At 52.1% G+C, this 23,931-nt stretch carries 20 protein-coding genes; 8 read left to right on the plus strand and 12 right to left on the minus strand.

Annotated elements, in window-relative coordinates; all coding sequences use genetic code 11:
- The first annotated feature begins 95 nt into the window (after positions 1-95).
- Positions 96-890: a thymidylate synthase gene (locus BM040_RS00540; protein WP_092097981.1), complete on the plus strand. Its 795-nt coding sequence runs from the start codon at positions 96-98 to the stop codon at positions 888-890.
- Between the two features lie 77 nt (positions 891-967).
- Complete coding sequence (locus BM040_RS00545; RefSeq protein ID WP_092097983.1) at positions 968-1,732, plus strand: MBL fold metallo-hydrolase; 765 nt, start codon at positions 968-970, stop codon at positions 1,730-1,732.
- A gap of 70 nt (positions 1,733-1,802) precedes the next feature.
- Here the strand turns inward: BM040_RS00545 and BM040_RS00550 are convergent, their stop codons facing one another.
- Positions 1,803-2,519, minus strand: coding sequence for a 3-ketoacyl-ACP reductase (locus BM040_RS00550; RefSeq protein WP_092097984.1), 717 nt, complete (start codon positions 2,517-2,519; stop codon positions 1,803-1,805).
- 17 nt (positions 2,520-2,536) lie between these two features.
- Between BM040_RS00550 and BM040_RS00555 the strand changes: the two genes are divergently transcribed.
- Positions 2,537-3,121: a 2'-5' RNA ligase family protein gene (locus BM040_RS00555; RefSeq protein WP_217646677.1), complete on the plus strand. Its 585-nt coding sequence runs from the start codon at positions 2,537-2,539 to the stop codon at positions 3,119-3,121.
- Here the strand turns inward: BM040_RS00555 and BM040_RS00560 are convergent.
- The gene (locus tag BM040_RS00560; RefSeq protein WP_175490937.1) at positions 3,110-3,922 is read right to left on the minus strand and encodes an aminotransferase class IV; all 813 of its coding nucleotides are present in this window, start codon (positions 3,920-3,922) and stop codon (positions 3,110-3,112) included. The genes BM040_RS00555 and BM040_RS00560 overlap by 12 nt on opposite strands.
- Positions 3,923-4,036: 114 nt before the next feature.
- On the opposite strand from BM040_RS00560, the gene msrA reads away from it, so the two are divergent.
- Together msrA and BM040_RS00570 are read left to right on the plus strand one after the other, a co-directional pair.
- Positions 4,037-4,714, plus strand: a complete 678-nt coding sequence (msrA, locus tag BM040_RS00565; RefSeq protein ID WP_092097989.1) for a peptide-methionine (S)-S-oxide reductase MsrA — start codon at positions 4,037-4,039, stop codon at positions 4,712-4,714.
- 73 nt (positions 4,715-4,787) lie between these two features.
- The gene (locus tag BM040_RS00570) at positions 4,788-5,192 is read left to right on the plus strand and encodes a phage holin family protein (RefSeq protein WP_092097990.1); all 405 of its coding nucleotides are present in this window, start codon (positions 4,788-4,790) and stop codon (positions 5,190-5,192) included.
- Positions 5,193-5,272: 80 nt separating this feature from the next.
- Here the strand turns inward: BM040_RS00570 and BM040_RS00575 are convergent, their stop codons facing one another.
- Together BM040_RS00575 and BM040_RS00580 are read right to left on the minus strand one after the other, a co-directional pair.
- A complete protein-coding gene (locus BM040_RS00575) occupies positions 5,273-5,638 on the minus strand; it encodes a DUF779 domain-containing protein (protein WP_175490975.1) in 366 nt (121 codons plus the stop codon).
- Between the two features lie 65 nt (positions 5,639-5,703).
- The gene (locus BM040_RS00580; protein WP_175490938.1) at positions 5,704-7,236 is read right to left on the minus strand and encodes an aldehyde dehydrogenase family protein; all 1,533 of its coding nucleotides are present in this window, start codon (positions 7,234-7,236) and stop codon (positions 5,704-5,706) included.
- Between the two features lie 128 nt (positions 7,237-7,364).
- Here BM040_RS00580 and BM040_RS00585 point away from each other — a divergent pair, with 128 nt between their 5' ends.
- Complete coding sequence (locus BM040_RS00585; protein WP_092097994.1) at positions 7,365-8,291, plus strand: AraC family transcriptional regulator; 927 nt, start codon at positions 7,365-7,367, stop codon at positions 8,289-8,291.
- A gap of 79 nt (positions 8,292-8,370) precedes the next feature.
- On the opposite strand, the gene BM040_RS00590 is transcribed toward BM040_RS00585, so the two are convergent.
- Both BM040_RS00590 and BM040_RS00595 read right to left on the minus strand, forming a co-directional pair.
- Positions 8,371-9,102: a hypothetical protein gene (locus tag BM040_RS00590; RefSeq protein WP_092097996.1), complete on the minus strand. Its 732-nt coding sequence runs from the start codon at positions 9,100-9,102 to the stop codon at positions 8,371-8,373.
- Between the two features lie 109 nt (positions 9,103-9,211).
- Positions 9,212-10,273, minus strand: a complete 1,062-nt coding sequence (locus BM040_RS00595) for an oxidoreductase (RefSeq protein WP_092097997.1) — start codon at positions 10,271-10,273, stop codon at positions 9,212-9,214.
- Between the two features lie 146 nt (positions 10,274-10,419).
- Here BM040_RS00595 and BM040_RS00600 point away from each other — a divergent pair, with 146 nt between their 5' ends.
- Entirely contained in the window at positions 10,420-11,406 is a 987-nt protein-coding gene (locus tag BM040_RS00600) for an aldo/keto reductase (RefSeq protein WP_092097999.1), read from the plus strand.
- Between the two features lie 54 nt (positions 11,407-11,460).
- Here BM040_RS00600 and BM040_RS00605 read toward each other — a convergent pair whose 3' ends face one another.
- The 6 genes from BM040_RS00605 to BM040_RS00630 all read right to left on the minus strand — a co-directional run bounded on the left by BM040_RS00605 (position 11,461) and on the right by BM040_RS00630 (position 21,364).
- On the minus strand, positions 11,461-12,570 hold the full coding sequence (locus tag BM040_RS00605; protein WP_092098000.1) for an FUSC family protein: 1,110 nt from the start codon (positions 12,568-12,570) through the stop codon (positions 11,461-11,463).
- Between the two features lie 171 nt (positions 12,571-12,741).
- Entirely contained in the window at positions 12,742-13,473 is a 732-nt protein-coding gene (locus tag BM040_RS00610) for a hypothetical protein (RefSeq protein WP_092098002.1), read from the minus strand.
- 24 nt (positions 13,474-13,497) lie between these two features.
- Entirely contained in the window at positions 13,498-16,416 is a 2,919-nt protein-coding gene (locus BM040_RS00615) for a PD-(D/E)XK nuclease family protein (RefSeq protein WP_092098004.1), read from the minus strand.
- A gap of 192 nt (positions 16,417-16,608) precedes the next feature.
- On the minus strand, positions 16,609-17,043 hold the full coding sequence (locus BM040_RS00620) for a VOC family protein (RefSeq protein ID WP_092098006.1): 435 nt from the start codon (positions 17,041-17,043) through the stop codon (positions 16,609-16,611).
- 222 nt (positions 17,044-17,265) lie between these two features.
- Positions 17,266-20,664, minus strand: coding sequence for a UvrD-helicase domain-containing protein (locus tag BM040_RS00625; protein ID WP_092098008.1), 3,399 nt, complete (start codon positions 20,662-20,664; stop codon positions 17,266-17,268).
- Between the two features lie 163 nt (positions 20,665-20,827).
- Positions 20,828-21,364, minus strand: coding sequence for a hypothetical protein (locus BM040_RS00630; RefSeq protein ID WP_092098010.1), 537 nt, complete (start codon positions 21,362-21,364; stop codon positions 20,828-20,830).
- A 667-nt stretch (positions 21,365-22,031) separates the two neighbouring features.
- On the opposite strand from BM040_RS00630, the gene BM040_RS00635 reads away from it, so the two are divergent.
- Complete coding sequence (locus BM040_RS00635; RefSeq protein WP_092098012.1) at positions 22,032-23,852, plus strand: DEAD/DEAH box helicase; 1,821 nt, start codon at positions 22,032-22,034, stop codon at positions 23,850-23,852.
- The last annotated feature ends 79 nt before the right edge of the window (positions 23,853-23,931 follow it).

Here is a 23,931-nt window from a genome sequence, read left to right on the forward strand (position 1 = left end):
TAGGAGAATGGGTTTATACTTTGTTGGAAAATGGCCGTATCGCTGTTTGGAATTAATGGCTATATTTAAGCTTCCACAAAAAGACTTTTCGCACCATGAAACAATATTTAGACCTGATGCAGCACATCCTGGACAACGGGGTGAAGAAAGAGGACCGTACCGGCACCGGCACCCTGAGCGTGTTCGGCTACCAGATGCGCTTCGATTTGCAGCAGGGCTTCCCGCTCGTAACGACTAAAAAAGTACACCTGCGCTCCATCATCCACGAGCTGCTCTGGTTTCTGAAAGGCGACACCAACATCCAATACCTTAAAGAGAACGGGGTGAGCATCTGGGATGAATGGGCCGACGAGAACGGCAACCTGGGGCCGGTATACGGCTCGCAGTGGCGTAACTGGCCCACGCCCGACGGCCGCCACATCGACCAGATTACGCAGGTAGTCAACCAACTCAAAAACAACCCCGACTCGCGCCGCATCATTGTAAGCGCCTGGAACGTGGCCGAAATTGAAAACATGAAGCTGCCGCCCTGCCACGCCTTTTTCCAGTTTTACGTGGCCGAAGGGAAGCTCTCCTGCCAGCTCTACCAGCGCTCTGCCGACGTTTTCCTGGGCGTGCCGTTTAACATCGCCTCCTATGCGTTGCTGGTGCTCATGATGGCGCAGGTAACCGGTCTGGAGCCGGGCGAGTTTATCTGGACGGGCGGCGACACGCACCTCTACCTCAACCACCTGGAGCAGGCGCAGCTGCAACTAAGCCGTGAGCCGCGCGAGCTGCCCCAGATGAAGCTTAACCCGGATGTGAAAGACATCTTCGACTTTACGTATGAGGACTTTGAGCTGGTAAACTACAACCCGCATCCGGGTATCAAGGCGCCTGTGGCCGTGTGATGGTTTTTGGTTGAGAGATTATACTTTCTAACTCCATATCGCGATAAGCGTATGTTAGAAAGTATAAAATTTATACTATGAAACTAAAAACCATACTTTTCCTGGCCTTTTTGCTTGTCCTTGCGCAGGTACAGGCGCAGCAGCTGGCCAAACCGGATACGCTTAAAACCAACGGTGGCCCACTGGTGATTCAGCCCATTACGCATGGCACCCTGGCGCTGACGTATAAGGCCAAAACGATTTACGTGGACCCATACGGTGGGGCAGAACTTTTTAAAGGCCTTCCCAAGCCAGACCTGATCCTGATCACCGACATCCACCCGGACCACTTGGATACAACCACATTGGCTGCCCTGAACACGGAGAAAGTACGAATGGTGGTGCCGCGCGCGGTGGCCGAGCAGATGCCGGAGAAGTATAAAAAGCAGTTGGTGGTGCTGGACAATGGCGGGCAGAGCACGCAGCAAGGCATTGGCATTTTGGCCATGCCCATGTATAACCTCCCTGACACGGCGGATGCGCGCCACCCGAAGGGCAGGGGCAACGGCTATGTGTTGCAAGTGGGCGATAAGCGCGTGTACATCTCAGGCGATACGGAGGGCATCCCTGAAATGCGCCGCCTGCAGAACATCGACGTGGCCTTTGTATGTATGAATTTGCCCTATACCATGGATGTGGACCAGGCCGCCGACGCCGTGCTGGAATTCAAACCGAAGATGGTGTACCCCTACCACTTCCGGGGCGAAAATGGCTTTAGCGATGTCGAGAAGTTTAAGCAGCTGGTAAACGCCAAGGACAAAAACATCGAGGTGCGCCTGAAAGAGTGGTACCCGAAAAAATAAGTTATACTTTAAAAGCAAAAGCCTGAAGCGGAAACTTCAGGCTTTTGCTTTTAAACTTTAGAGGATAAGCTTACGGGTTAGTCGACCAGATGCCGGCCTCCTTCACAAACACGCGGCGGTTTAGCTTGAGCTGGGCGATGATAAGCTCGGCGAAGTCCTCGGCCTGCATCACACGGTCCGGGTTGCCGTCGGTTAGTTTCAGGTCGATGGCCATGTCGGTGGCCACGGTGCTCGGGGTAAGGGTGCTCACGCGGATGTTGTGCTTGCGCACCTCCTGCATCAGCGACTCCGACATGCCGATGAGCCCGAACTTGGACGCGCTGTAGGCGCTGGTTACGGGAGCGCCTTTCTGGCCGGCGGTGGAGGAGATGTTCACGATGTCGCCGGTCTGGCGCTCGATCATCTCCGGCAGCACGGCACGCGTAACATAGTATGGGCCCAGCAGGTTTACCTTAATGATTCTTTCCCATTTCTCCGGCTCCAGCTCCAGAAACTTGCCAAAAGCGCCCACACCGGCGTTGTTAATCAGGATATCGATGGCGCCTAGTTGTGCACGGGCCTCTTCTACGGCTTTGTTTACCGCGTTTATATCGGTTACATCAGCGGTTACAACAGCAGCTTTTACGCCCTTTGCCTTCACCTCCTCGGCCACTTGCTCTAGTTGTGCGGTGGTGCGGGCCATCAGCGCCACGTTTACGCCTTCCGCAGCCAGTGCTATCGCAATTGCCCGGCCGATGCCTTTTCCGGCACCAGTTACCAGGGCGTTCTTACCTTTCAATGATTCCATATGCTTTTATTAGATGTTTGTCGCTACAAATATACTTCAAGATGGGCAGCAATGTTAGTTATAGCGCAAAAGAAAGGGGCGAAAATCTAAGCGAGCCCCTTATACTTACCCTGCAGCTGGATGCGGAAAGCAGCCTTTTCTTTAACAAGCAGCGGCGATTATACTTTCCCAAAGAGCGAAATTTCCTGGAGGCGCACCTGACCCTGTTCCACCACCTGCCGCCGCAGCACCGGGAGGAAATCGAGCAGGAGATAACAGCGTTATGCCAGAAACAGGAATCTATACTTTTACAAGTGGCGGAGGTGCGGCTAATCGGGAGGGGAGTGGCCTACAAGCTGGAGAGCGAAGTCTTGCAACGGCTGCACCGGCATTTGCAGCTGAAATGGCAGCCCTGGCTCACGCCGCAGGACAGGCAAAAGCTGTGGCCGCACGTTACGGTGCAGAACAAGGTAACGCCAGCCCAGGCAAAGGAGCTGCATCAACACCTGAGCGCCACTTTTGCGCCTTTTACCGCCACCGGTGTGGGGCTGCAGCTATGGGCCTACCAGGGCGGCCCCTGGCAATGGCTCGGCAGCTATCCGTTTCAGCAATCAGATTTGTAAACCGTTTCGCAGTTCTTCCATAAAGTGTGCCTGCTGGGGTAGATCCCGGCCATTTATACTTGCCACGGCCCTGATGCCGGTGACGTTGGCAGCAAAAATAGCATCGGCTAAGTATAACTCCTCCGGATTGTGCTGCACTTGCTGCACGGCTATACTTCTGCCACTGCACCAAGCCAGAATGTTGCGGCGCAAAATACCGTTCACGCAGCCAGTAGACAGTTCAGGAGTATAGAGCACACCCTCTTTCAACCAGAAAATATTGGAGGAAATCAACTCGGCCACCTTGCCCTGCGGACTGAGGAGCAGCATGTCGTCATGCTCTTGTTTTTCGAGTCCGGCCATCACATAGAGCGGCGCGTTAGGACCTTTAAAATGGGAGAGCGAAGTATAGGAGGTACGCACATGTTGGCAGATGCCCAGGCGAAGCGGCTTGTCTGCCGCAGGAGAGGTAGGAGCAGCGGTGGCCAGCCAATTTACCTGGCTGGTTTGCGGGGTATAAAGCCCGGCACCCGCACGCCATACTTTCAGCTTGAGCCTGCCGTAATTTGCTGCTCCTTGCTGCCGTACGAGCTCTAGTAATTTCGCTTCCAATTCCCCGGAATAAAAACAGGAGGGAAGTTCCAATTGCAGCGCCTGAGCGGCCTCCCAGATGCGCTCCAGGTGGCTGTGCCACAAGCGGATACGCCCGTCCTGCAGGATGGCAGTCTCAAAAAAACCGTCGTTATACTGAAAAGCCCGGTCGTGGAGCGGCAGGCGCAGCTCGCTTTCGGGCAGCTGCTGGTTGTTGTAAAGTATAAACAAGTGCCTGTTGCGTTGGTTAAGGTATAAAAATAAGGTAAAGCTGCCATACTTCCGCGGGGCATTCCTAAAAACCGACCCGCCTTGAAAGCGTACTATAAAGTATAAGTTCCCTCTATGATTACCAGAAGTATACTCTTTTACGTGGTCTGGCTTTTCGGCCTGGCCTCCTGCTCTGAATACAGCGCCTCTGAACGCCTGATGATGACCGGCAGCGAAGCGCCCGCAGAACAGGAAGCAGACACCGTTGGCTTGCCGAGCGCTGTATTTGCCGGCGGTTGTTTCTGGTGCACTGAGGCCTATTTTGAGCGTTTGCAGGGCGTGACAGCGGTTATATCCGGTTATTCCGGTGGCAAGCAGAAAAAGCCGACATACGAACAGGTTAGCTCCGGCCTCACCGACCACGCGGAGGCAGTAGAAGTGTTCTATAACCCGCGCAAGATAACCTACCAAGAGCTACTGGAGGTGTTCTTTGCCACCCACGACCCTACCACCCTCAACCGTCAGGGCCCGGACGTAGGCAAGCAATACCGCTCCATTGTCTTTTATAAAACGCCGGAAGAGCAGAAACAGGCAATGGCGTACATCCGGCAGCTGGAGGAGGCAGGTGCTTATAAAAACCCTATCGTAACGAAGGTACAGCCTTTCCAGAAATTCTGGCCAGCCGAGTCATACCACCAGGATTATTACCGCCGCAACCCCGACGACCCCTATGTAGTTTCGGTGGCTATGCCGAAGGTAACCAAGTTTGAAGACAACTTCCGCGACAAGCTGAAGCCGGAGTATGTAGAATAGGGTATCCGCTATACCTATTTTGCCTGATGCACGTAGTTAAGTCAGAATTTATTGTCCACTATATCATAAAACTATGGGATTTATAATTGATTTACTCGTGAGCGCCGGCGTGATATTGCTGCTGTCGTACCTTCTACCCAGCGTGCATGTAAAAAGCTTCGGTACAGCCCTATGGGTGGCTTTCCTGATTGGTCTTTTCAATGCTACCATTGGCTGGATACTGGGAGGCATCCTCAACCTGGTGTCCTTCTTCCTGATTGAGGCCATCGTGAGCATCATCGTGACGGCGCTTATGATCAAGCTCGTTGATAAACTGGTCGGCAATTTTAAGGTGGATGGTTTCCTGCCAGCCATCATTATCGCCATTGCCACGGCGCTGGCCCTTTACTTAGTGGGCATGGCCCGCGGCGAGGATGAGGATTACGCCCTGAAGTACCACAATGATCAACCTAAGATAGAGTATGTGGCGCAAGCTTAACTGTAAAGTATAAAGTACAAAGTATAAAGGCCTGTGCTGCTTACTGCGGCACAGGCCTTTATTTTCCCCATCCATCTATACTATAACTGCTGCAACTGCTCCATTTCCTCGGGCGTGAAGATCCGGGAGCGAATGTGAAAACGCACGCCCAGCGGAATCTCCAGCGAGAAACTCGAGCCGCGGCCGGGAATCACATCCAGCGTGAGCTGCGTGTGTTTCCAATATTCATACTGATCCCGGGCGATGTAGAACTTGCAGCCGTGCACCTCGCCGAGTAGCACGTCGCTCTCACCCACCTTAAATTCGCCTTCCTCAAAGCACATGGGCTGCGAGCCGTCGCAGCAGCCTCCGCTCTGGTGAAACATCAGCGGGCCATACTTTTCACGCAGCTGATCTATCACCGCCTCGGCAGCCTCGGTCACTTTCACACGCTCCACTTTTTCCATACTTTCTGCTTTAAAAAAGTATAGCCCCACCAGCTTGGAACCGGCAGGGCTATACTCTCTATCCATTAAAAGAAGCCCAGCTTGTTCTTGTTGTAAGAAATAAGCATGTTCTTGGTCTGGCGGTAGTGGTTGAGCATCATCTTGTGTGTCTCGCGGCCAAAACCCGACTTCTTGTAGCCCCCAAACGGTGCATGCGCCGGATAAGCATGGTAGCAGTTTACCCACACACGGCCTGCCTGTATGGCGCGCGGCACCTGGTAAATCTCATGCGCATCGCGGGTCCAGAGGCCGGCACCTAGCCCGTAGAGCGTGTCGTTGGCTATCGAAATAGCCTCTTCCGCGGTCTTGAACGTAGTGGCCGATACCACCGGTCCAAAAATTTCTTCCTGGAACACGCGCATTTTGTTATGGCCCTTAAAGATGGTCGGCTCGATGTAGTAACCGTTCTCCAGGCCGTTGTTGAGCCTGGCCACGCCACCGCCTACCAGCACCTCCGCACCTTCCTGCTTGCCGATGTCCATGTAGGAGAGGATCTTCTCGAATTGGTCGTTGGAGGCCTGGGCGCCCATGGTGGTGTCTTCGGAAAGCGGGTTACCCACCTTGATGGCCTTCGTACGCTCTACCACGCGCTCCATAAAGCGGTCGAAGATGCTCTCATGGATTATCAGACGGGAAGGGCAGGTGCAGATCTCGCCCTGGTTGAGGGCAAACATCACGGCGCCTTCCACGCATTTATCGAAGAATTCATCGTCGGCCTGGGCAATGCTGGGCATGAAAATGTTCGGAGACTTGCCGCCTAGCTCCATCGTTACCGGGACCAGGTTTTCGGAGGCGTATTGCATGATCAGGCGACCCGTGGTGGTTTCGCCGGTAAAGGCCACTTTGGCTACGCGCGGCGAGGAGGCCAGCGGCTTACCCGCCTCTGGTCCGAAGCCGGTAACCACGTTCAGCACGCCCGGGGGCAGGATGTCCTGGATTAGCTCCATCAGCACCATAATGCTGGTCGGTGTCTGCTCGGCAGGCTTCAGCACCACGCAGCAGCCGGCGGCCAGGGCGGGGGCCATCTTCCAGGTGGCCATCAGCAGCGGGAAGTTCCAGGGAATAATCTGCCCAACCACTCCGATGGGTTCCTGCAGGTTTATACTTACGGTGTGCTCGTCCAGCTCGGACATGGTGCTTTCATCGGCACGAATCACACCGGCAAAATAGCGGAAATGGTCGATGGCCAGCGGAATATCGGCAGCGCGGGTCTCACGGATGGCCTTGCCGTTGTCCACGGTTTCCACACGGGCCAGCATTTCCAGGTTGCGCTCCATGCGGTCGGCAATGTCGAGCAGGATTTTGCTGCGGGTACCCGCCGAGGTTCTGGACCAGGAAGGGAAGGCGCGGTGCGCGGCATCCAGGGCACGGTCGATATCTTCTTTGGTGCCGCGGGCGGCTTTGGTAAAGGGCTTGCCGTCGATAGGGGAGATGTTGTTGAAGTACTCGCCGTTGGCCGGGGCCACCCATTCGCCGCCAATAAAATGCTCATACTTTTCTTTGAACTGCGGCCGCTCCAGTACGGCAGACTGTTCCTGTGGCATTGCTACTGAATCCATAGGTTATAGTTTTTTTGGTTAAAGAACGATACCCCAAGGTCAGCTTTTCCCTTATTTCTTTCTCAACTTATCGTCTCATTCTATCTTCTTATCGTATCATGTTAAGTATAAATTTTTAGATTTTGCTTATGCCCATCAAGTATAACCTGCAGCCAGTGGCCCTGCGCGAGGAGCGCTCCCTGTTTACCTTGGTTGAAAACAGGTCGGTGTATAGTATGGATTCCTGTGAGCTGAACGTGTTTGAGACGCACCAGCAAGCTAAGAATGTGCAGCTGCAGTTTGATGATTGGGTGCTGACCAGCATGCTGCGCGGCAAAAAAATCATGCACCTCTCGGACCGCCCAGGGTTTGACTACCTGCCCGGCGAATCGGTAATTTTGCCGCCGAGCGAAGTGATGAAGATTGATTTTCCGGAGGCCGATAGGGAAACGCCGACACAGTGCCTGGCCCTGGCTATCTCTGCTGAGCAAATTAATGATACCATCGGACTGTTGAATGAGCGGCATACCAAGGCAGAGGCGGGGGAGGAGTGGCACATCAGCCAGGAGCACTTGCACCTGGCCAACAACCTGGAGCTGGCCGACATCATTAACCGCCTTATCCGCCTAGGGCTGCACGAGCAAAGTCGCGAAAAAGATATTTTAGTGAACCTTGCCCTGCAGGAATTACTGGTGAGATTGATGCAGACGCAGGCGCGGGCATTTTTTGAGCAGAACTACAAACGGCTGGCCAGCAGCAACCGCTTCGGCTACATTATTCAGTATATAAAGGAGAACATCACCTCCAAGATTGATGCTGACAAACTGAGCGAGAAAGCCTGCATGAGCCGCGCCAACTTTTTCCGGAAATTCAAAGAGGAGCTAGGCTTTACGCCTGCCGACTATATCCTGAAAGAGCGCATCCGGCTGGCCAAAACGTACCTGCAGAACCCGCTAAACTCCGTGACCCAGGCCTGCTACATGGCCGGTTTCCAGAATCTCAATTACTTTATCCGGGCCTTTAAAAAGGAAGTCGGCCTGACGCCTAAGGCATTTCAGTTGAGTTTTTTGAATTGAGGGAAAGTATAGATGTATACTTATTTGCGAATGGCTTCTTGCCTAAAAAAAACTGCTGTTCCGAGTGCAGCTGAGTTTTTTAGGCCTTATTATGCATATGCTTTTTCCTTTCGTCAATCATTTTCACTTTGACAAAGAACCATGGAACAGGCTCAAAGCCGTTTTCTTCGTCATTCATATACTCAACCAACTGCTCCCAATTATCTTCGCTAGCAATTAATCCATACTGGTTGATTTCAATGTTGAATTTTTGAATCAATTCATCTGCAAGGTCATGGCAATAAAAGGTATGGAAGTCTCCACTTAGTTCTATCCCAATAAGGTCGTATCCAATCTCAACTTCTGATTCATCAGTTACTTCGGGAGCATTTCTGTTTAGATTCTCCCAAAGCCCGATTGCTCCTATACCTTTCTCTTCAATCTTAAATTCTTCTAACAAGTCATTCTTTTCTGTTTCTGGAAAGTTGATGCTAAGAACCAGATAGTCTTGAACGTTGCTGAAAAATTTGTTTTTGTATTCCCTTAGTACTTCGTAATCGGAGAAGGTGTTTAGCCAACCTATTTTCTTTTCATCAAACTTCCTTTCAGCCCAAGTTTGAATATCTGTGATTTGAGTGTCGGTCAGGTTAAACTCCTTTTTGGCTTCCTTTAGACTATCGCTACTATTGACAACGCTCCACGTTATTGACCAGCTGTCGAAATAGAAGTCATTTATGCACGTACTACATGTGTAAATGCTGGTGTCCTTTAAGGAGCCGTAGTCTGCCTTATACAGTTTGATAAAATAATATGCTCCCAGATAATACTTCATAAATTGAGCTTATGCATAGCTTGTAAATATTGGAGCATTTAACAAAAGATGTTTTAAGTATAATCTAAACAAAGTCAGGTAGTTGTCAGCAGCTGCTTCGCAATCTTACCTAGCTATACTTCACCCTGCGCTTCTCCGCGCTGCTCTGCATGGCCAGCTCAATGATGCGGATGGTGTTGCGTGCCTGCTCGGGCTTTACTACCAACTCCTCCTGGCCCAGGATGGCTTTGTATATATTCTGGTAAAGGCCGGTATAGTCGCCGGGCTCGCTGGTGAGTCTGCCTTTGTAGTGAAGGCCCTGTACGGTGGTGTGCAGCGTGCCCCATAGGTTTTCCGGTTCCACGCCCCAGTCTGGGGTATTGGCGGGAAAGCGGCTGGCTTTCAGGTTTTCTTCCTGCACATCCATACCATACTTTACAAAGGAGCCTTCGGTGCCATGAAGTATAAAATGCGGCCCCTGTTCACGCACCAACATACCAGCTTTCAGAATCGCTTTCATACCTTCAAAGTAGAGCGCCACCTCAAAATAATCCGGCACCTGCGAGTGCTCACGCTGCACCTGCACGTCGGCGTATACTTCCAGCGGCTCTCCGAACAAGTATAAAGCCTGGTCGATGAGGTGGGCGCCGAGGTCGTACAGGATGCCGGCCCCGGGCAATGGCTCCTCTTTCCAGGAGTTGGGCTTAAGCTCGTGGCGGTAGCGGTCGAAGTGCGCTTCATACTCCACCAGCCTGCCCAGTAGCCCGGCCTGCACCACTTTCTGCACCGTTTTAAAGTCGGAGTCCCAACGGCGGTTCTGGTACACGGTCAGTACTTTCTGCTTTTCCTTTGCCAGCGCAATTAATTCTTCGGCTTCGGCGCTGGTGATGGTAAAAGGCTTGTCGACCAGCACGTGCTTGCCGGCCTGCAGCGCGGCTTTGGCCAGGGGATAATGCGTGGGATTGGCCGTGGCAATCACCACCAGGTCTATACTTGCATCGCTGAAGATATCCTCCTCGCTTGGAACGACCTCAGCCTCCGGGAAACGGGTGCGGGCCAGGGCTATACTTTCTTCGCGGTTGGCTTTTATCTTTTTCAGGTGGAGGCCCGGCACGTTCGAAATAAATGGCGCGTGAAAAGTTCTTCCGGCCATTCCAAAGCCCAGCAGGCCAACGTTTATCGATTGATTCATATGGTTTCTGGTTCAATTTTAGCGAAGCCCCGGCAGAAGCAAGCCAAAGGCATGTGTTCCTTCAGACGCCACTAAGGCATCCGCGTAAACTATAGCTGTTCTTTTAAAGGAAAACTAAGTTTCACCCACAAGATACTAAACTACGAATGAAAAAAAGAAAGCTAGGAAAACAAGGACTGGAAGTTTCGGCGCTGGGGCTGGGCTGCATGGGCATGTCTGACTTTTACTCGAACCGCGATGACACCGAATCCATTGCCACCATTCACCTGGCGCTGGAACTAGGCGTAAATTTTCTGGACACTGCCGATATGTATGGGGTGGGTGCCAACGAAGAACTGGTGGGCAAAGCCATTGCCGACAGGCGCGACCAGGTGATTATTGCCACGAAATTCGGCAATGTGCGCGGCAAAGACGGCAGTTTTAAGGGCATCAACGGAAAGCCGGAGTATGTGAAGCAGGCCTGCGAAGCCAGCCTCAAGCGCTTAGGCGTAGACTATATTGATTTATACTATCAGCACCGGGTAGATAAAAATACGCCCATCGAAGACACGGTGGGCGCAATGGCTGAACTGGTAAAAGAAGGCAAGGTGCGCTACCTGGGGCTCTCCGAAGCCGGAGTAGAAACAATCAGGCGCGCGCATAAAGTACACCCGATCACGGCCCTGCAAACAGAATACTCGCTCTGGAGCCGCGATGTGGAGGACGAAATACTGCCCGCCTGCCGCGAACTGGGCATTGGCTTTGTGCCCTACAGTCCCTTGGGAAGGGGTTTTCTGACGGGGCAGATTAAGCAGTTTGAAGACCTGGCCGAAGACGATTACCGGCGCCAGTCGCCGCGTTTCCAGGGCGAGAACTTCCAGAAGAATCTGGACCTGGTGAAGAAGATAGAGGAGCTGGCAGAGTACAAAGGCTGCACCCCGTCGCAGTTGGCGCTGGCCTGGCTGCTGGCGCAAGGGGAGGACCTGGTGCCGATACCAGGCACCAAGCGAAGAAAATACCTTGAAGAAAATGTAAAGGCACTGGACGTATCGCTCACGCAGGAGGAGCTGCAGCAGATTGATGCTATCGCCCCGAAAGGGGCAGCCTCCGGTGGCAGGTACCACGACGCGCAGATGGCAAATGTAAACGTGTAACCCGTGTGTTTTTATATTAAGCCCCGCGTCATAAGTATGGCTATGGCCCGGGGCTTAGCTTACTTCCTTTTGGGTCGGAGTAGGTTCGAGTAGTTCTTCTTGCTCTGCTGCCGGTCGTTCTGTTTCCGATACAATGCGGCGCAGGTCGGTGAGGATGCTGCCCATGTCCTGCAGTACAGGCAGCGAAGTAATGTTGGTGAGCGTTTCCAGGCTGCGGGCTTGTTCCTGCCTTGCTAATTGGATGGCCTCGTTTAATCTGTCCGTTTTCCTCTCCGAAGGATTAATAATTGTCTCGCCGAACGCGTCGATGCAGTCGGCCGTGGCCTGCAGGCTTTGTATCAGCTGTTCTCGCCCGGTGTAATCGGTTAGGAAAGACGTGTTCAGCTGCAGGTCGGCCAGGCTTCTGCGGATACCCCGGATTTGAATCATGATGCTGTGGAGCAGCCGGATGTCAGTCGCCAGGCGGCTTAGCTTTTCGCGTTTGTGGGTGAGCAGGGGGTTATACTTCAGGCTTTGCTCGGCCAGTTCCAGCGATTTGCGGCTCTCCATTGCCATTTTGGTGAGCGCTTCCACTTCGGAGCGGCCTGTTTTCCTGCGGCCATTCGTGTCTACCAGCAGGGCAGTGAGTCCTCTCAGAGTGGCAGCAGCCTGCTTGCTGTATGTCATCATACTTTTCTCCACATCCGGGAGGGCATCCTGCGGAATAATCAGGGCATTGATGAGGACAGCTATAGCAGAGCCCAGTATGGTTTCAATGATTCGCTCGTAGGCATACCCGGACTTTGCCTCACCAAACGCCAGCACCAAAAGCGAGCTAATCGCCACCTGCGAAATAATCTGCGGGTTCATCCGGAAGGCTTTGGCAATCCCCATCCCTATAAGGATGATCAAGAAAATGGAAATGGCGCTGACCTGAAACCAATGCCCCAGGAGCATGCTCAAGAGCACGCCGCCAATAATACCGATGATACGCTGCGTCGCCTTGTTAACCGAATCGGCCACGGTAACCTGAACCGTGATAATGGCCGCTACCGCCGCAAAGTAAGGGTACTCGGAGTGCAGCAGGCTGGAGGCTATAAACCAGGAAAGTGCCGCGGCAAAGGCCGTTTTTACGATCTGCAGCGTCAGCCCAAGTTTGCCAAGTATTTCTAAAACCCTTTTCACAGGAGTTAATACTTATACTTTGGCGTTAGGTTAGGCTTCAGAAAATTGGTGACATAAAGATTCTCTGTGAATACCAGTAGTTATTGTATTTGAAAGGCACCATTTTTTGCAGTCTATAGAGGTAAGCTATGCCCCTGATAAAAGTATGTTTCAGAATACGAGATTGTTATTTTAGTAGAAATCAACTTTTATTCCAGATCGGTAAACAAGATAGCGTCCAATTCTACTGAAGTTATTGTCAGGACTCCAACGGTCTACAAACCAATACCTGTCTTTTAAATGTGCCTCTACTATCCATCGGGAACCATCCATTCCAAAGCTATCCTCAGATGGTGCCATACTCCAGTAGCCAGTTTCTTGCAGCAGGTTTTCGAAGGTATCCCAATCATGTAAAGAAAGCTTTATTGTTTCATCCATCACTATGTTTCCTCTAAATTTTGTACTGCTGAGCACGGAATCAGTAAATACATGTTGGTTAGAAGCAGAGTCAAAATAAGTATACATCTCATTTCCTAAATGAGGATAGCGCTCCAACATTTTTATGTGTAGCCACACATTATCACCTTTCCTATGCATTGTAAAAGTTACTGGAGGATTGAAAGATCTAAACCAAGTAAAGCGGTACTGATTGTGCCCTAAATAGTAATTGTATAACACTTTTTCCTGCAGCGCAAACATAACTACTGAGTTCATGCTGTTCAGAAATGTATCGATTTCTGTAAATACCTTTTTACTGTCCACATTAATATAATAAGGAAAGTATGGTGTAACAGAATCTTGCGGTATACCATTTATGTCTGATATGGCAGGGGCTTCAGGATAAATCTGCAGTTTTGAAGCTTGATGTTGGCAGGAAATAAGGCATAAGATGCTTAGAATTACAGTTAAGATGTTAATCTTCATAGGTTCTAATTGATATAGTTTAACCTACCTGGCACAAATTTCCCTATAAGCGCACCACTGGCATACGTCCAGGTCGCGTGTTTTCTGGATAGGATCCTCCGGGTCCAGCATGCGGCGCACGAAGTCTCCCAGCAGCTCTTCCGAAGCCGCTACAAAGTCCTTCGGCGTGGCACCGTCTTCTTCCATAAAGTTAAACTCCGAGGAAAGCACGCCCGGCTCCAGGTTTCGGAAAGAGATAATGCCAGACTTCGGGGCTATACTTAGCGGTGAGATATGGCCGGCGTTGCGAAGTATAGTTTCCGGTTGCTCCTCCAGCACCCGCTTCAGCACGTACTCGTAGAGCCACAGCTGACGCGCTTTGCCATACTTAGGGTCGGTGAGGAAATGCAGTTCCACATCCTCTGGCTTTACGCGTAGCTGGTTTTGCTCCACTTTGCCGGTTTTATAGTCAATCACGCGCAGTTCATGGCCGGTCAAATCGATGCGGTCGGCTTTGCCGGCGATGCGCACGTTTACTATTTCTTCGCCTACCTGCACCGGAAGTATGGTCGCCAGCGTGTCCTCGAGGCGCAGCACGTACAGCGGCAACTCTTCGGATTCCTTGAGCTTTTGCAGGTATTTTTCCAGTACCTCCACAGCCACCTTGTAAAGCAGGTAGTTCATGCCGCGCTCCGGCTTGGCGCCCCGCGTTACCTTTCCGAACTCCGCTTTTACCTTCTCCGGCAACGCCTGCAGCATCAGCTCCACGTGTTCAGCAAGTATAGGCGAGCCGCTTTGCGCGTGAGGCCGGAAGAAATCCTCCAGCACCTGGTGCACGATGGTACCGAATTGGTCGGCGCCAAGTTGTTCCTCCACCTCGTCCATCTCCTGCATTTTAGCAATGCGGGTAAAGTAGTACTGCAGCGAGCAGTTGATGTACATGTTCAGGTGCGAAGGGTAGAGGCCTTGCTCCAGCTCCTTCCGCAGCTGGGCAAGGGTCTCCGGCGACTTGGGCACCACAATGTCCTCCTCATACTGCCGCATTACCTGTTGTTCTACCGCCGCAATCATATCCCGGAAAATGATTTTGGGGTTGCGCAGCGCCAAATCGTTCTGGAGCTGAAGTATAAACCGGCTCTTTTCGCCCGAACCGTAGGTGTCGGAGGGCAGCACGTAGAGTAGGTTGATTTTCTTGGCGCGCTGCAGCAGGCGGTAAAAGTTGTAGGCCATGGCGCCTTCGGTTTCGGCATAGGTCGGCAGCCCGAACTCGCGCAGCACGTCATAGGGCATCAGGCTCTCCTGCCGCTTAGGCGCCGGCAGCACGTTCTCATTCACCGAAAGTATAATGAGGTTCTCAAAGTCGAGAGCGCGTGTTTCGAGCATACCCATGATCTGCACTTCGGAGATGGGCTCGCCGCTAAAAGGCAGGCGTGTTTGACCAATCAGCTCGTAGAGGAACTTGCGGAAGCTGCGAACCGATATCTTATGCTCGCGGCAATCGAATATCGTATCCAGGCGCTTGACCAAAGTATAAAAGATGTACAGGTACTCCGTCTCGATGCTGTTACGGCCGTGCGTGTATACCTGGCGCAGCAGCTCGATGAGGTCGTATAGGGCCACGATGATGTCGTCGCAGTCGCGCCAGGTGCGGAAAAGCGTTTCGAAGAGCGGGTGATGCTGGCTCAGGTCAATGAGTTCCTGCGCCGTAATAAGCACCCGGTTTTCCTGCACCATTTTGTCCAGCACCTGCTGTATCATACCGTGGTAGCGGGCCTGCTCCGGGTCATCATTCAGGGATAGCTCATACCGGCGGATGAAAGGGTGGGTGAGCAGCTTGGTGACGCTCAGGTGGTGGTACTGGTATACTTTGTAGCCCGAGCTCTGCAGCTGCGTGACGCCCGTCAGGTGCACCTCGAAAAGCAAATCAATGAGGTTAAAAAGGGGTGTGCCCCGGAAACTGAGGCCCATGGTCACGTTATAGGTCGGCACATCCTCCGGAATGGAGTGCAGCACCGGCAGCAGCAGTGTTTCATCGGGCAGCACGATGGCGGTTTGGGCATGCGGGTTTTGCTCGCGAATCTCCTGCAGCAGTTGCCCGGCCAGCTTGCCCTGCATACTGGCATTGGCCACCCCAATCACGTTGATTTCCTTCTCATCAGTAAGCAGCAGGTTCTGCTGCCAGCGCCATTCCGGCAAATTCCAGGTGCTTTTATACTTGCGCAGGAAACTTCCGGCGCGGTTGCTCAGGCCCTGCTCATCCATGTAAAAATCATCGGTATCGAACAGCACTTCTGCCTTCTCGTGTTTGAGCAGCGTGCGGATAATCTTTTCCTCGGAGCGGGTGAGGCTGTTGAGGCCGATGAAGATGAATTGGTGGCACTCACTTTCCTTGGCAATCCGCTCGATGTCTTTGGCCACTTTTCGGAAGGCCATACCCGTATAGGCCTGCTTGTTCTCCAGCAGGCGCTTTTGCAGGTTGTGGTATGTCTTCTCGATATTATCCCAGAGGCTGAAATACTTTTTAAGGGTAGGAGAGAGCTCTTTGCCCAGAAACTTCGGGTCCCAACGCTCCAGCGCCTTCGCCTCGCCCAGGTACTCGAACAGCTTCTTCGTATCCACCAGGTTCTGGTCGATGCGGCTGAAATCCTCCAATAAGGTACCTGCCCAGGTCACGAAGTTGTCGAAGTCGAGCTTGGGGTCCTGCTCGCGCATCAGGTCAAAGAGCTCCAGTTGCAGGTTTATCGGCTCCAGCACCTCGGTTTTGGAGAGGCTGCGGATAAAGTCCTCCATTGCATACACCTCCGGCGACCAGATTGGCTCCGGCGAGGCCTGAGCCAGCGCAGTTTTAAAGAAAAAGCTCGCACGACGCGACGGCAGTACAATGCACAGGTCGCTGATATGCTCTTTATACTTCTCGTAAACGTATTTGGCCGTTAGCTCCAGAAAGGTCGGACTAGGATTCATGGGATATAAGGATGAATAGGATAAGGTAATTTGGGATATCCTCTTTTGACATTCAGAAAGGATCTTGGTTGATTGAGCTGAGGCCTTCGCTGCTTGCCCACAAGATCCTTTCTGGATGACAACATGTATTTAAAAAGCTCTTCGTGTTTCTGGCGCAAGCCTCCGCATGTGCGCCTGTTAAGTATGGCTTATCTAATGGATGGAAGTATGCCTGTGTCCCTTTGGCTCATCCGGCAGCAGAAACGGGTTGTAGGCTATTTCCCACAGGTTGTCATCCGGGTCAGAAATGTAACTGCTGTAGCCGCCCCAGAAAACTTTCTCCGGGCGCTTTAACACCGTAGCACCTTTCTCCTCCAGCTCTGCTACTAGCTCATCTACTTCCTGCTCCGAACGCACATTGTAAGCCAGCGAGAACTTTTTAAAGCCGCTGCCTTCCGGAGACACGCCTGCATCGTCAGCCAGGGATTCCTGCGGAAAAAGGGCCAGCTGCATGCCGTTCAACTGAAAGAAGACAATGCCTTCTGAGTCTTTCTCTATCGGCTGCCAGCCGAATACGTTCTGGTAAAATTCCCTGGCGCGTTGCAGGTTTCGCACCCCTAAGGTGATAAGTGTTAATCGTTGTTCCATATTCTGGTAAATCTATTGCCTTCAATATCGGTGGTCCAACCACCCCTAACCCCTCCTTATCTAAGGCGGGGAACATTTACTACTTTTTCTTCTGCGTTACTTCTAATACAGATTTGGTTATTTATAGACATCCAACTGCTCTGCTACCTTCAATATCCTTGCATTCAAAACATCAAACTCCCCTCCTTTGACAAGGAGGGGCAGGGGGTGGTTGGACAACAACTACAACTCCAGCCCCAACTGCTCTGCCTTCTTGCCGCCGTACTGCCACTCCAGCACCTGTTCGGTTTCGAAGTAATAGAGCACGCATTTCACCTGCTGATACCCCAGTTGCCGGAAGCGTACGGCGTAGTGGTCGAGTTTATACTTGTGCTCCGGCTCGGGTGGCGGCGTTTTGAACTCCATCAACACCACGGCCTCGCCGTCGAACACAATGCGGTCGGGTTTGTAGAGGTAGGCGCGGGCGTCGAGCACTTCCTTCTCATGCTCCACTACCACCTGATTGGTGAAGTAGCGGCCAAGCTTCGGGTGGTTGAGCACCTGCTTCAGCTTCTGTTTCAGCTCCGGTTTTTCGCGCTCGCTGATGATGCCTTCGTAGACCATTTGGCGCAGCACCTTGTCCAGTTCCGGGGCAAAGGCGATACGGGCCAGGGCGTAGTGTAGCTTGCGGTTCTGCTGGCGCTGCACGGTCTGCGTCTCAAAGTCGAACACGTTGTTGGCGTGCTGCTTTATCTTCAGGCGCTGCTCCCAGTCGGCGGAGGTTAGGTGCTCCAGGAAGTAGGCTTTCTCGTCTGTGGGACGATGGTTTATACTTTGCGGCCTGCCTTGCGCCAGTTGGTAGCAGTGCTGGCCGAATGCCCACATTTCTTTATACACCAGGTAGCGGTACAGGATATGGCTTACGTTTTTAGCCTGGCCGTCCAGCTTGGGTGCTTTGCGTTCCTCCAGCAGGTCCTTGGCATTGCCGATCAGGTATAACCTGTCAATAGGGCGGGTGAGGGCCACGTAGAGCATGTTCAGGTTCTCGATAAAGGTTTTCTCTAGCTCGGTGCTGTACTGCTTGGCTAGGGTAGTATTCTCCAGTTTAGAACTTATGTTAACTGCCACGCTGCGCAATTTGCCCGTCACGCTTACCTCCTCGGGCAAAGCGCTCCACATCAGCGAACCGCGCTTCGGCTCCGTGCTCCAGTCGGCAAACGGGATGATGACGATCGGGTAGGCCAGGCCTTTGGACTTGTGGATGCTAGTAATCGTAACGGCGTCGCGGTCTTTGGGGGTATTTATACTTAGTTTTTCCTTCTGCACATCCCAGTAAGCCAGGAAGTTGTTGAGGTTGTTGCTGTGCTTGAGACTATACTCCAGCACCAGGTCCAGGAAGCGGAAGAGGTACTCGCTTTCGTTGTTCTTGCCCAGCAAATCAAAAATGCGGATCAGCTTCTCCGTCAGCTCATAGATGGAAAGGTTGCCTGTTTCGCGCTCCTGCACCTCAAAACCGAACACGCGCAGCTGGTCGAAAAACGATTGGTTTTCCTTGTCGTTGGCTATGTCGGCAATGGTTTTGGTCATCTCTACATCCGGGATCACACCCAGCGATACTTTGCAGACCAGGTACAAGGCCTCTGATTTAGCCAGCGAGTCGTTGGGGCGGTTGAAGACCCGGAACATGGCAATGATCAGGTTGATTACTTCGGCAAACTGCAGCGAGAGCGAGTCCTGGGAGATGATATCATACTTGCGCTCCTTGAGGAACTTGGCAATAAGCTTGCTCTTCTGGTTGGTACGGCAAAGTATGGCGATGTCTTTCAACGTATAGCCTTCCGCCAAGGCCTGCTGCACCAGCTGCAGCACCATGTTCAGCGTGCTTTCATCGTAGGTCAGCAGCTCTTTGTGCTGATAGCCATCATACAATTCCACTGTGCGCTCACAGTTGTTTAGGTTATACTTATAGTTCAGGTCATCATCGTGGGTGAACATGATCTGGATATGGCCGCCGCTCTTGTCGCTCCCGGTGGGCACCTGCTGCGTAAAGTCCTTGTCGTAGATGGAGGTGAACATGCCGAACTCCGGATGCCCCTGGCTGATGAAGGTGAAGAGCTCGTTGTTGAAGTCGATGATCTCAGAGCGGCTGCGGAAGTTCACGCTCAGGTTTTGCGGTTGCAGCGCCTGGTCCACCGACTCGTAACGCTCGCGAATCAGCGGGCCGTGGCGGCGGTTTTCGTAGAGCTGGCGCGTGGAGTTTTTATACAGGTGCAGAATCTGTTCCATCTCGCCGCCACGCCAGCGGTAGATCGCTTGTTTGGCATCGCCCACCACCATGCTGAAATGACCCGAGGCCAGGGCATTGTCCACCAGCGGCAAGAGGTTGTTCCACTGCAGCACCGAGGTGTCCTGAAACTCATCAATCAGAATATGCCGGTACTTCTCGCCTAGCCGCTCGTAAATAAAGGGCACCGGCTCTTTGAGCACGATGTCGATGATACGCTTGTTAAATTCCGAAATGTGTACTGTATTCTTGTCGAGTTTGATTTCCTGCAGGCACTTCTCCAGCTCGTTCAGCAGCGATACTTTATAGAGATGCGGCACCACCTGCTGCACCAGCGTAAAGGTGGCGGCATACTGGGCCTTTATACTTTCAATGTGGTAGTATAAATCGGTAAGCGGCTGCTTTATACTTTCGATTTGGGCCTTGGCGTAAGCAGAGGCCTTGCCGGCATACCACTTGTCATCTTCTATAGTCTGGCGGGCGTAGTTGTTGCCATAGTTTAGGTCCACCGATCTGAGCCAAGTGTTAAAGTAGGACCAGATGCCCCGGTTGCCCTGGTAGAGGTCGGCAGGGGAGACGTCGGCCTTTTCGAAGAGTTGCATGGCCTGCTGCGCCGCCTCCTGCACCGTCTCGGCCACCTGCTGCTGCACCAGGAATAGCTGCTCGCGCACTTCCTTAAAGTCTTCCAGGCTCAGCTGTTGCAAGTCGCTGATAGCCTCGTATACTTGCTCGTTGAGCAGGTTGCGGGCAAAATCCATCAGGTCGTCGGGTAGCAGCGTCCAGCTCTTACCTTCCCGGGCTTTCTCCAGCGCGTATTGCTCCAGCGTCTGCGAGAGCAGGTCGTCTTTGGAGTCCGTCACCTTGTCGAGCAGCAGCGACACGGCCGTGCTCAGGAGGGTGTTGGAGTCCAGGTCCACCTCAAAGTTCTGCGGAATGTTCAGCTCGCGGGTAAAGGCCTGCACAATCTTGTTCACGAAACTGTCGATGGTGCTGACGCTGAAGTCGGAGTAATTGTAGAGAATCTGGCGGAAAAGGGTGGCCGCGCGGCGGCGTACTTCCTCCAGGTCATATTGCTCCTCCGGGTAATCTGCCTGCAATTCCTCCGTTATCTGGCGCAGCAGGCTTTCACTTTTCTGCCACTCCTTCTCCGAAAGCGTGGCATCATTGAAATTACGCAAAGCTCCCAGGATGCGCTCCTTCATCTCAGCGGCCGCGTCGTTGGTGAAGGTAATGGCCAGAATGCCGCGGTAATAATCCGGGTCTGCCGTGTGCAGGGCCAGCTTCAGGTATTCCTTCGTCAGGTTATAGGTTTTGCCCGAGCCGGCAGAGGAAGAGTATATCTTGAAAACAGATGGCATGGCGTTGTATCTATACTTTAAAGATACAGTTTTACCTGCTCATCAATCAAGTGTTTGGCTAAAAATATTAGCAAAAATTACATAAGTATAACTGCTACAAAAGTATAGCAGCCTCTGCCAGTTGCGCGACAGAGGCTGCTATACTTTTCTTTAGCAGGCGAGATTAAGCTACGTATACCAGCTCGCCCTTTGGTTCCTGTGCAATAGGAGCGAAGTCTTTTACACACACATGGTACATGATGCGCGCCATGGAGAGCGAGTAGTCTGTTATCAGGCAGTGTTGTTGCTCGGCGCTCATCAGCACCTTGCCGTTTCCAAAGCTGAACTTGTTCAGCTCAATCACCTCATCAAAATTCTGGCGGAGTGTTTTCAGCGCCTTGAACGAAGGCTCGTTGTAGTAGAGCGGGATAACTTGGCACACGGCATAACTGCCCTTCTTGCGCTCCTGCGCAATCATTTTGCAAAGGTCCTCCACATTGGTGCGGTCCACATCCGACAGGATGACATAGAAGACATTGCGCTTGTCTGCTGTCATGGCCTTGGCGGGCACACTGCCGAGCAGCATGTTCCGGCTGATTTTGGTTCCTTTTGTGAACGTGTCATCCTTGAGGATTTTGTTGTGAATTTTAAAGGCCAGCGCTCCAGACGCAATAAGGTTGAAATCCTTGCCTTTAGAGGAGATTTTGGAAAAGTGCAACATAGTAAAAAGCTTAAGGGATTAGGGATGTTTATTATATCTTTTTTCATGCTGCATGCAGATAGGGCATACGCCTTCCACATGACGCAATAGTGAATACTCTGTTATGGTTACCAGTAGTAATAGCCTGCAAAAGTTTTTGCTAGTAGTGCAATAGGAGAACGCGTGCATAGCGCATGTGAATACGCGATAGCTAAAAGTTTTTCTTTATATGTTTCTATTACGCAGGTTTGTCAAAAGAAATTCCAGCTAAACCTTATATAATGGCGAATAGGGCTTTTCTGTTAGTAAATATAGGTATTTAACGTGCGACTCTTTTAGTTGTTGACTTATTTGGATAAATTTTTATAAATAAGGCGTAATTTAAGCAGAAAATTTAAGTATACATATCTTTTTTATAAATACTAGCGAAAGTACTGATTTTTAATCTGTTATTTGTACAGATCTGTCCTATACAAGCTTATACTTATTTTGGAGGGGCTTTGAAGATTTGATTAGTTTTTATCAGGGATATGTTGTAACTTTGCGCCCGATTTGGAACAGTCTGCGTTCTTGGATAACTGGTTACTACACTGTTGGCTACTTAGTTGTTTTTATTTTGTCGTTCTCTTAAGTAAGGGAAATTCGGTATAGACAGGCTGCCTCCAGAAGTACAGTTATAACATATTAGATGAACAAAATCAGATTTGACGAGCTTCCGCTTTCGCAGGAAGTACAGCGTGCTATCGCTGACATGGGCTTTGAAGAAGCCTCTCCCATCCAACAAGAAGCCATTCCGGTTGTTTTAGAAGGAAAAGACATCATTGGCCAGGCCCAGACAGGCACTGGTAAAACGGCCGCTTTCGGTATCCCTACTGTTGAGACGATCGACCCATACAACCGTAGCGTACAGGCGCTTATACTTTGCCCAACGCGCGAGCTGGCCATCCAGGTGTCCGGCGAGATTCAGAAACTGGCCAAGTATAAGCAGAACATCAGCGTGGTGCCTATTTACGGTGGCCAGAGCTACGACCGTCAGCTGCGCGCCCTGAAGCAAGGGGTGCAGATTGTTATCGGTACGCCGGGCCGTGTGATGGACCACATCAACCGCGGCACCCTGGTGCTCGACGACGTGAAGAAGATCATCCTGGACGAGGCCGACGAAATGCTTGACATGGGCTTCCGCGAGGACATTGAGTACGTGCTGGAGCGCATCCCCGAGGAAAGACAGACCATCTTCTTCTCGGCCACGATGTCCAAGCCGATCATGGAGCTGACCAAGCGCTACCAAACCGACCCTGTGCTGGTAAAGGTGGTACGCCAGGAGCTTACAGTAACCAACATCGACCAATCTTACTTTGAGGTGCGTAACAGCGCCAAGCAGGAAGTGTTGTCGCGTCTGCTGGACATGTACAACATGAAGTCGGTGATTATTTTCTGTAACACCAAACGCATGGTGGACGACCTGGTAGCAGGCCTGCAGGCGCGCGGCTACTTTGCCGAAGGACTGCACGGTGACCTGAACCAGAACCAGCGTACCACGGTGATGAATAAATTCCGAAACGGCACCCTCGAGGTACTGGTGGCAACTGACGTGGCTGCCCGCGGACTGGATGTGGAGAACGTGGAGGCTGTATTCAACTACGACCTGCCGCAGGACGAAGAATCTTACGTACACCGCATTGGCCGTACCGGCCGCGCCGGTAAATCCGGTAAGGCGTTTTCGTTTGTGGGCGGCCGCTCCGACGGCTACAAACTGAAGGACATCATGCGCTACACCAAGGCCAAGATTGTACTGCAGCAGGTGCCGTCGCTGGAGGACGTGAACGAAATCCGCACCAACATTTTCTTCGACAAGGTGAAGGAAGTGCTGGATAAAGGGCACCTGGCCAAGCACGTGGCGCGCATCGAACGCTTTGTGAACGAAACTGAAGGCTTTACCCCGCTTGATGTGGCTGCCGCGCTGCTGAAAATGAGCATGAAGGAGCAGAAAGTGAAGGAGAAGGGCGCTGAGGCTGAGAAAGAACTGTCTGCCACGAAAGAAGGCATGGACCGTCTGTTTATCACCATTGGCAAGAAAGACCGCGTGCACCCGCGCGACCTCATCGACCTGCTGGCCCAGAACTCCAGCATCCCGGAAGGCCGCGTAGGCGACATCGACCTTTACGACAAGTTCAGCTTTGTTGAAGTGCCGAGCGAGTATACCGCAGAGATTGTGGAGAACATCGGACGCGTTGAGTACGATGGCCGTATGGTGATCATCGAGAAGTCGCAGAAGAAAGGCTCCGGCCCGAAAGAAGGCCGTGGCGATAAGGAAGACTTTGGCTTTGGCGGCGGCGGTGACCGCGACAGAGACAGGGGCGCCCGCAGAAGTGGCGGCTTCCGCGACGGCGGTGGTTTCCGCGGAGGTGACCGCGACAGAGGCGGTTTCAGAGACAGACGCAGTGGCGGAGATCGTGACCGTGGCGGTGACAGAAGAAGCGGCGGAGGTTTCAGAAAAAGAAGATTTTAATCTTATTTATTCCTGAAACACTGCAATTTGTTCTGCGTAAATATGAATGTAATCAGCGCAAGAAGTTTAAACTTCCGAG

It is taken from the genome of Pontibacter chinhatensis, assembly GCF_900113285.1.
GTDB classification, from domain to species: Bacteria; Bacteroidota; Bacteroidia; order Cytophagales; family Hymenobacteraceae; genus Pontibacter; species Pontibacter chinhatensis.

Excerpts from the sequence above, each read along its gene's own strand:
- BM040_RS00540 (WP_092097981.1), top strand. The coding sequence starts at position 96 with ATGAAACAATATTTAGACCTGATGCAGCACATCCTGGACAACGGGGTG.
- BM040_RS00545 (WP_092097983.1), top strand. The coding sequence starts at position 968 with ATGAAACTAAAAACCATACTTTTCCTGGCCTTTTTGCTTGTCCTTGCG.
- BM040_RS00550 (WP_092097984.1), bottom strand. The coding sequence starts at position 2,519 with ATGGAATCATTGAAAGGTAAGAACGCCCTGGTAACTGGTGCCGGAAAA.
- msrA (WP_092097989.1), top strand. The coding sequence starts at position 4,037 with ATGATTACCAGAAGTATACTCTTTTACGTGGTCTGGCTTTTCGGCCTG.
- BM040_RS00570 (WP_092097990.1), top strand. The coding sequence starts at position 4,788 with ATGGGATTTATAATTGATTTACTCGTGAGCGCCGGCGTGATATTGCTG.
- BM040_RS00575 (WP_175490975.1), bottom strand. The coding sequence starts at position 5,638 with ATGGAAAAAGTGGAGCGTGTGAAAGTGACCGAGGCTGCCGAGGCGGTG.
- BM040_RS00580 (WP_175490938.1), bottom strand. The coding sequence starts at position 7,236 with ATGGATTCAGTAGCAATGCCACAGGAACAGTCTGCCGTACTGGAGCGG.
- BM040_RS00585 (WP_092097994.1), top strand. The coding sequence starts at position 7,365 with ATGCCCATCAAGTATAACCTGCAGCCAGTGGCCCTGCGCGAGGAGCGC.
- BM040_RS00590 (WP_092097996.1), bottom strand. The coding sequence starts at position 9,102 with ATGAAGTATTATCTGGGAGCATATTATTTTATCAAACTGTATAAGGCA.
- BM040_RS00595 (WP_092097997.1), bottom strand. The coding sequence starts at position 10,273 with ATGAATCAATCGATAAACGTTGGCCTGCTGGGCTTTGGAATGGCCGGA.
- BM040_RS00600 (WP_092097999.1), top strand. The coding sequence starts at position 10,420 with ATGAAAAAAAGAAAGCTAGGAAAACAAGGACTGGAAGTTTCGGCGCTG.
- BM040_RS00610 (WP_092098002.1), bottom strand. The coding sequence starts at position 13,473 with ATGAAGATTAACATCTTAACTGTAATTCTAAGCATCTTATGCCTTATT.
- BM040_RS00615 (WP_092098004.1), bottom strand. The coding sequence starts at position 16,416 with ATGAATCCTAGTCCGACCTTTCTGGAGCTAACGGCCAAATACGTTTAC.
- BM040_RS00620 (WP_092098006.1), bottom strand. The coding sequence starts at position 17,043 with ATGGAACAACGATTAACACTTATCACCTTAGGGGTGCGAAACCTGCAA.
- BM040_RS00625 (WP_092098008.1), bottom strand. The coding sequence starts at position 20,664 with ATGCCATCTGTTTTCAAGATATACTCTTCCTCTGCCGGCTCGGGCAAA.
- BM040_RS00630 (WP_092098010.1), bottom strand. The coding sequence starts at position 21,364 with ATGTTGCACTTTTCCAAAATCTCCTCTAAAGGCAAGGATTTCAACCTT.
- BM040_RS00635 (WP_092098012.1), top strand. The coding sequence starts at position 22,032 with ATGAACAAAATCAGATTTGACGAGCTTCCGCTTTCGCAGGAAGTACAG.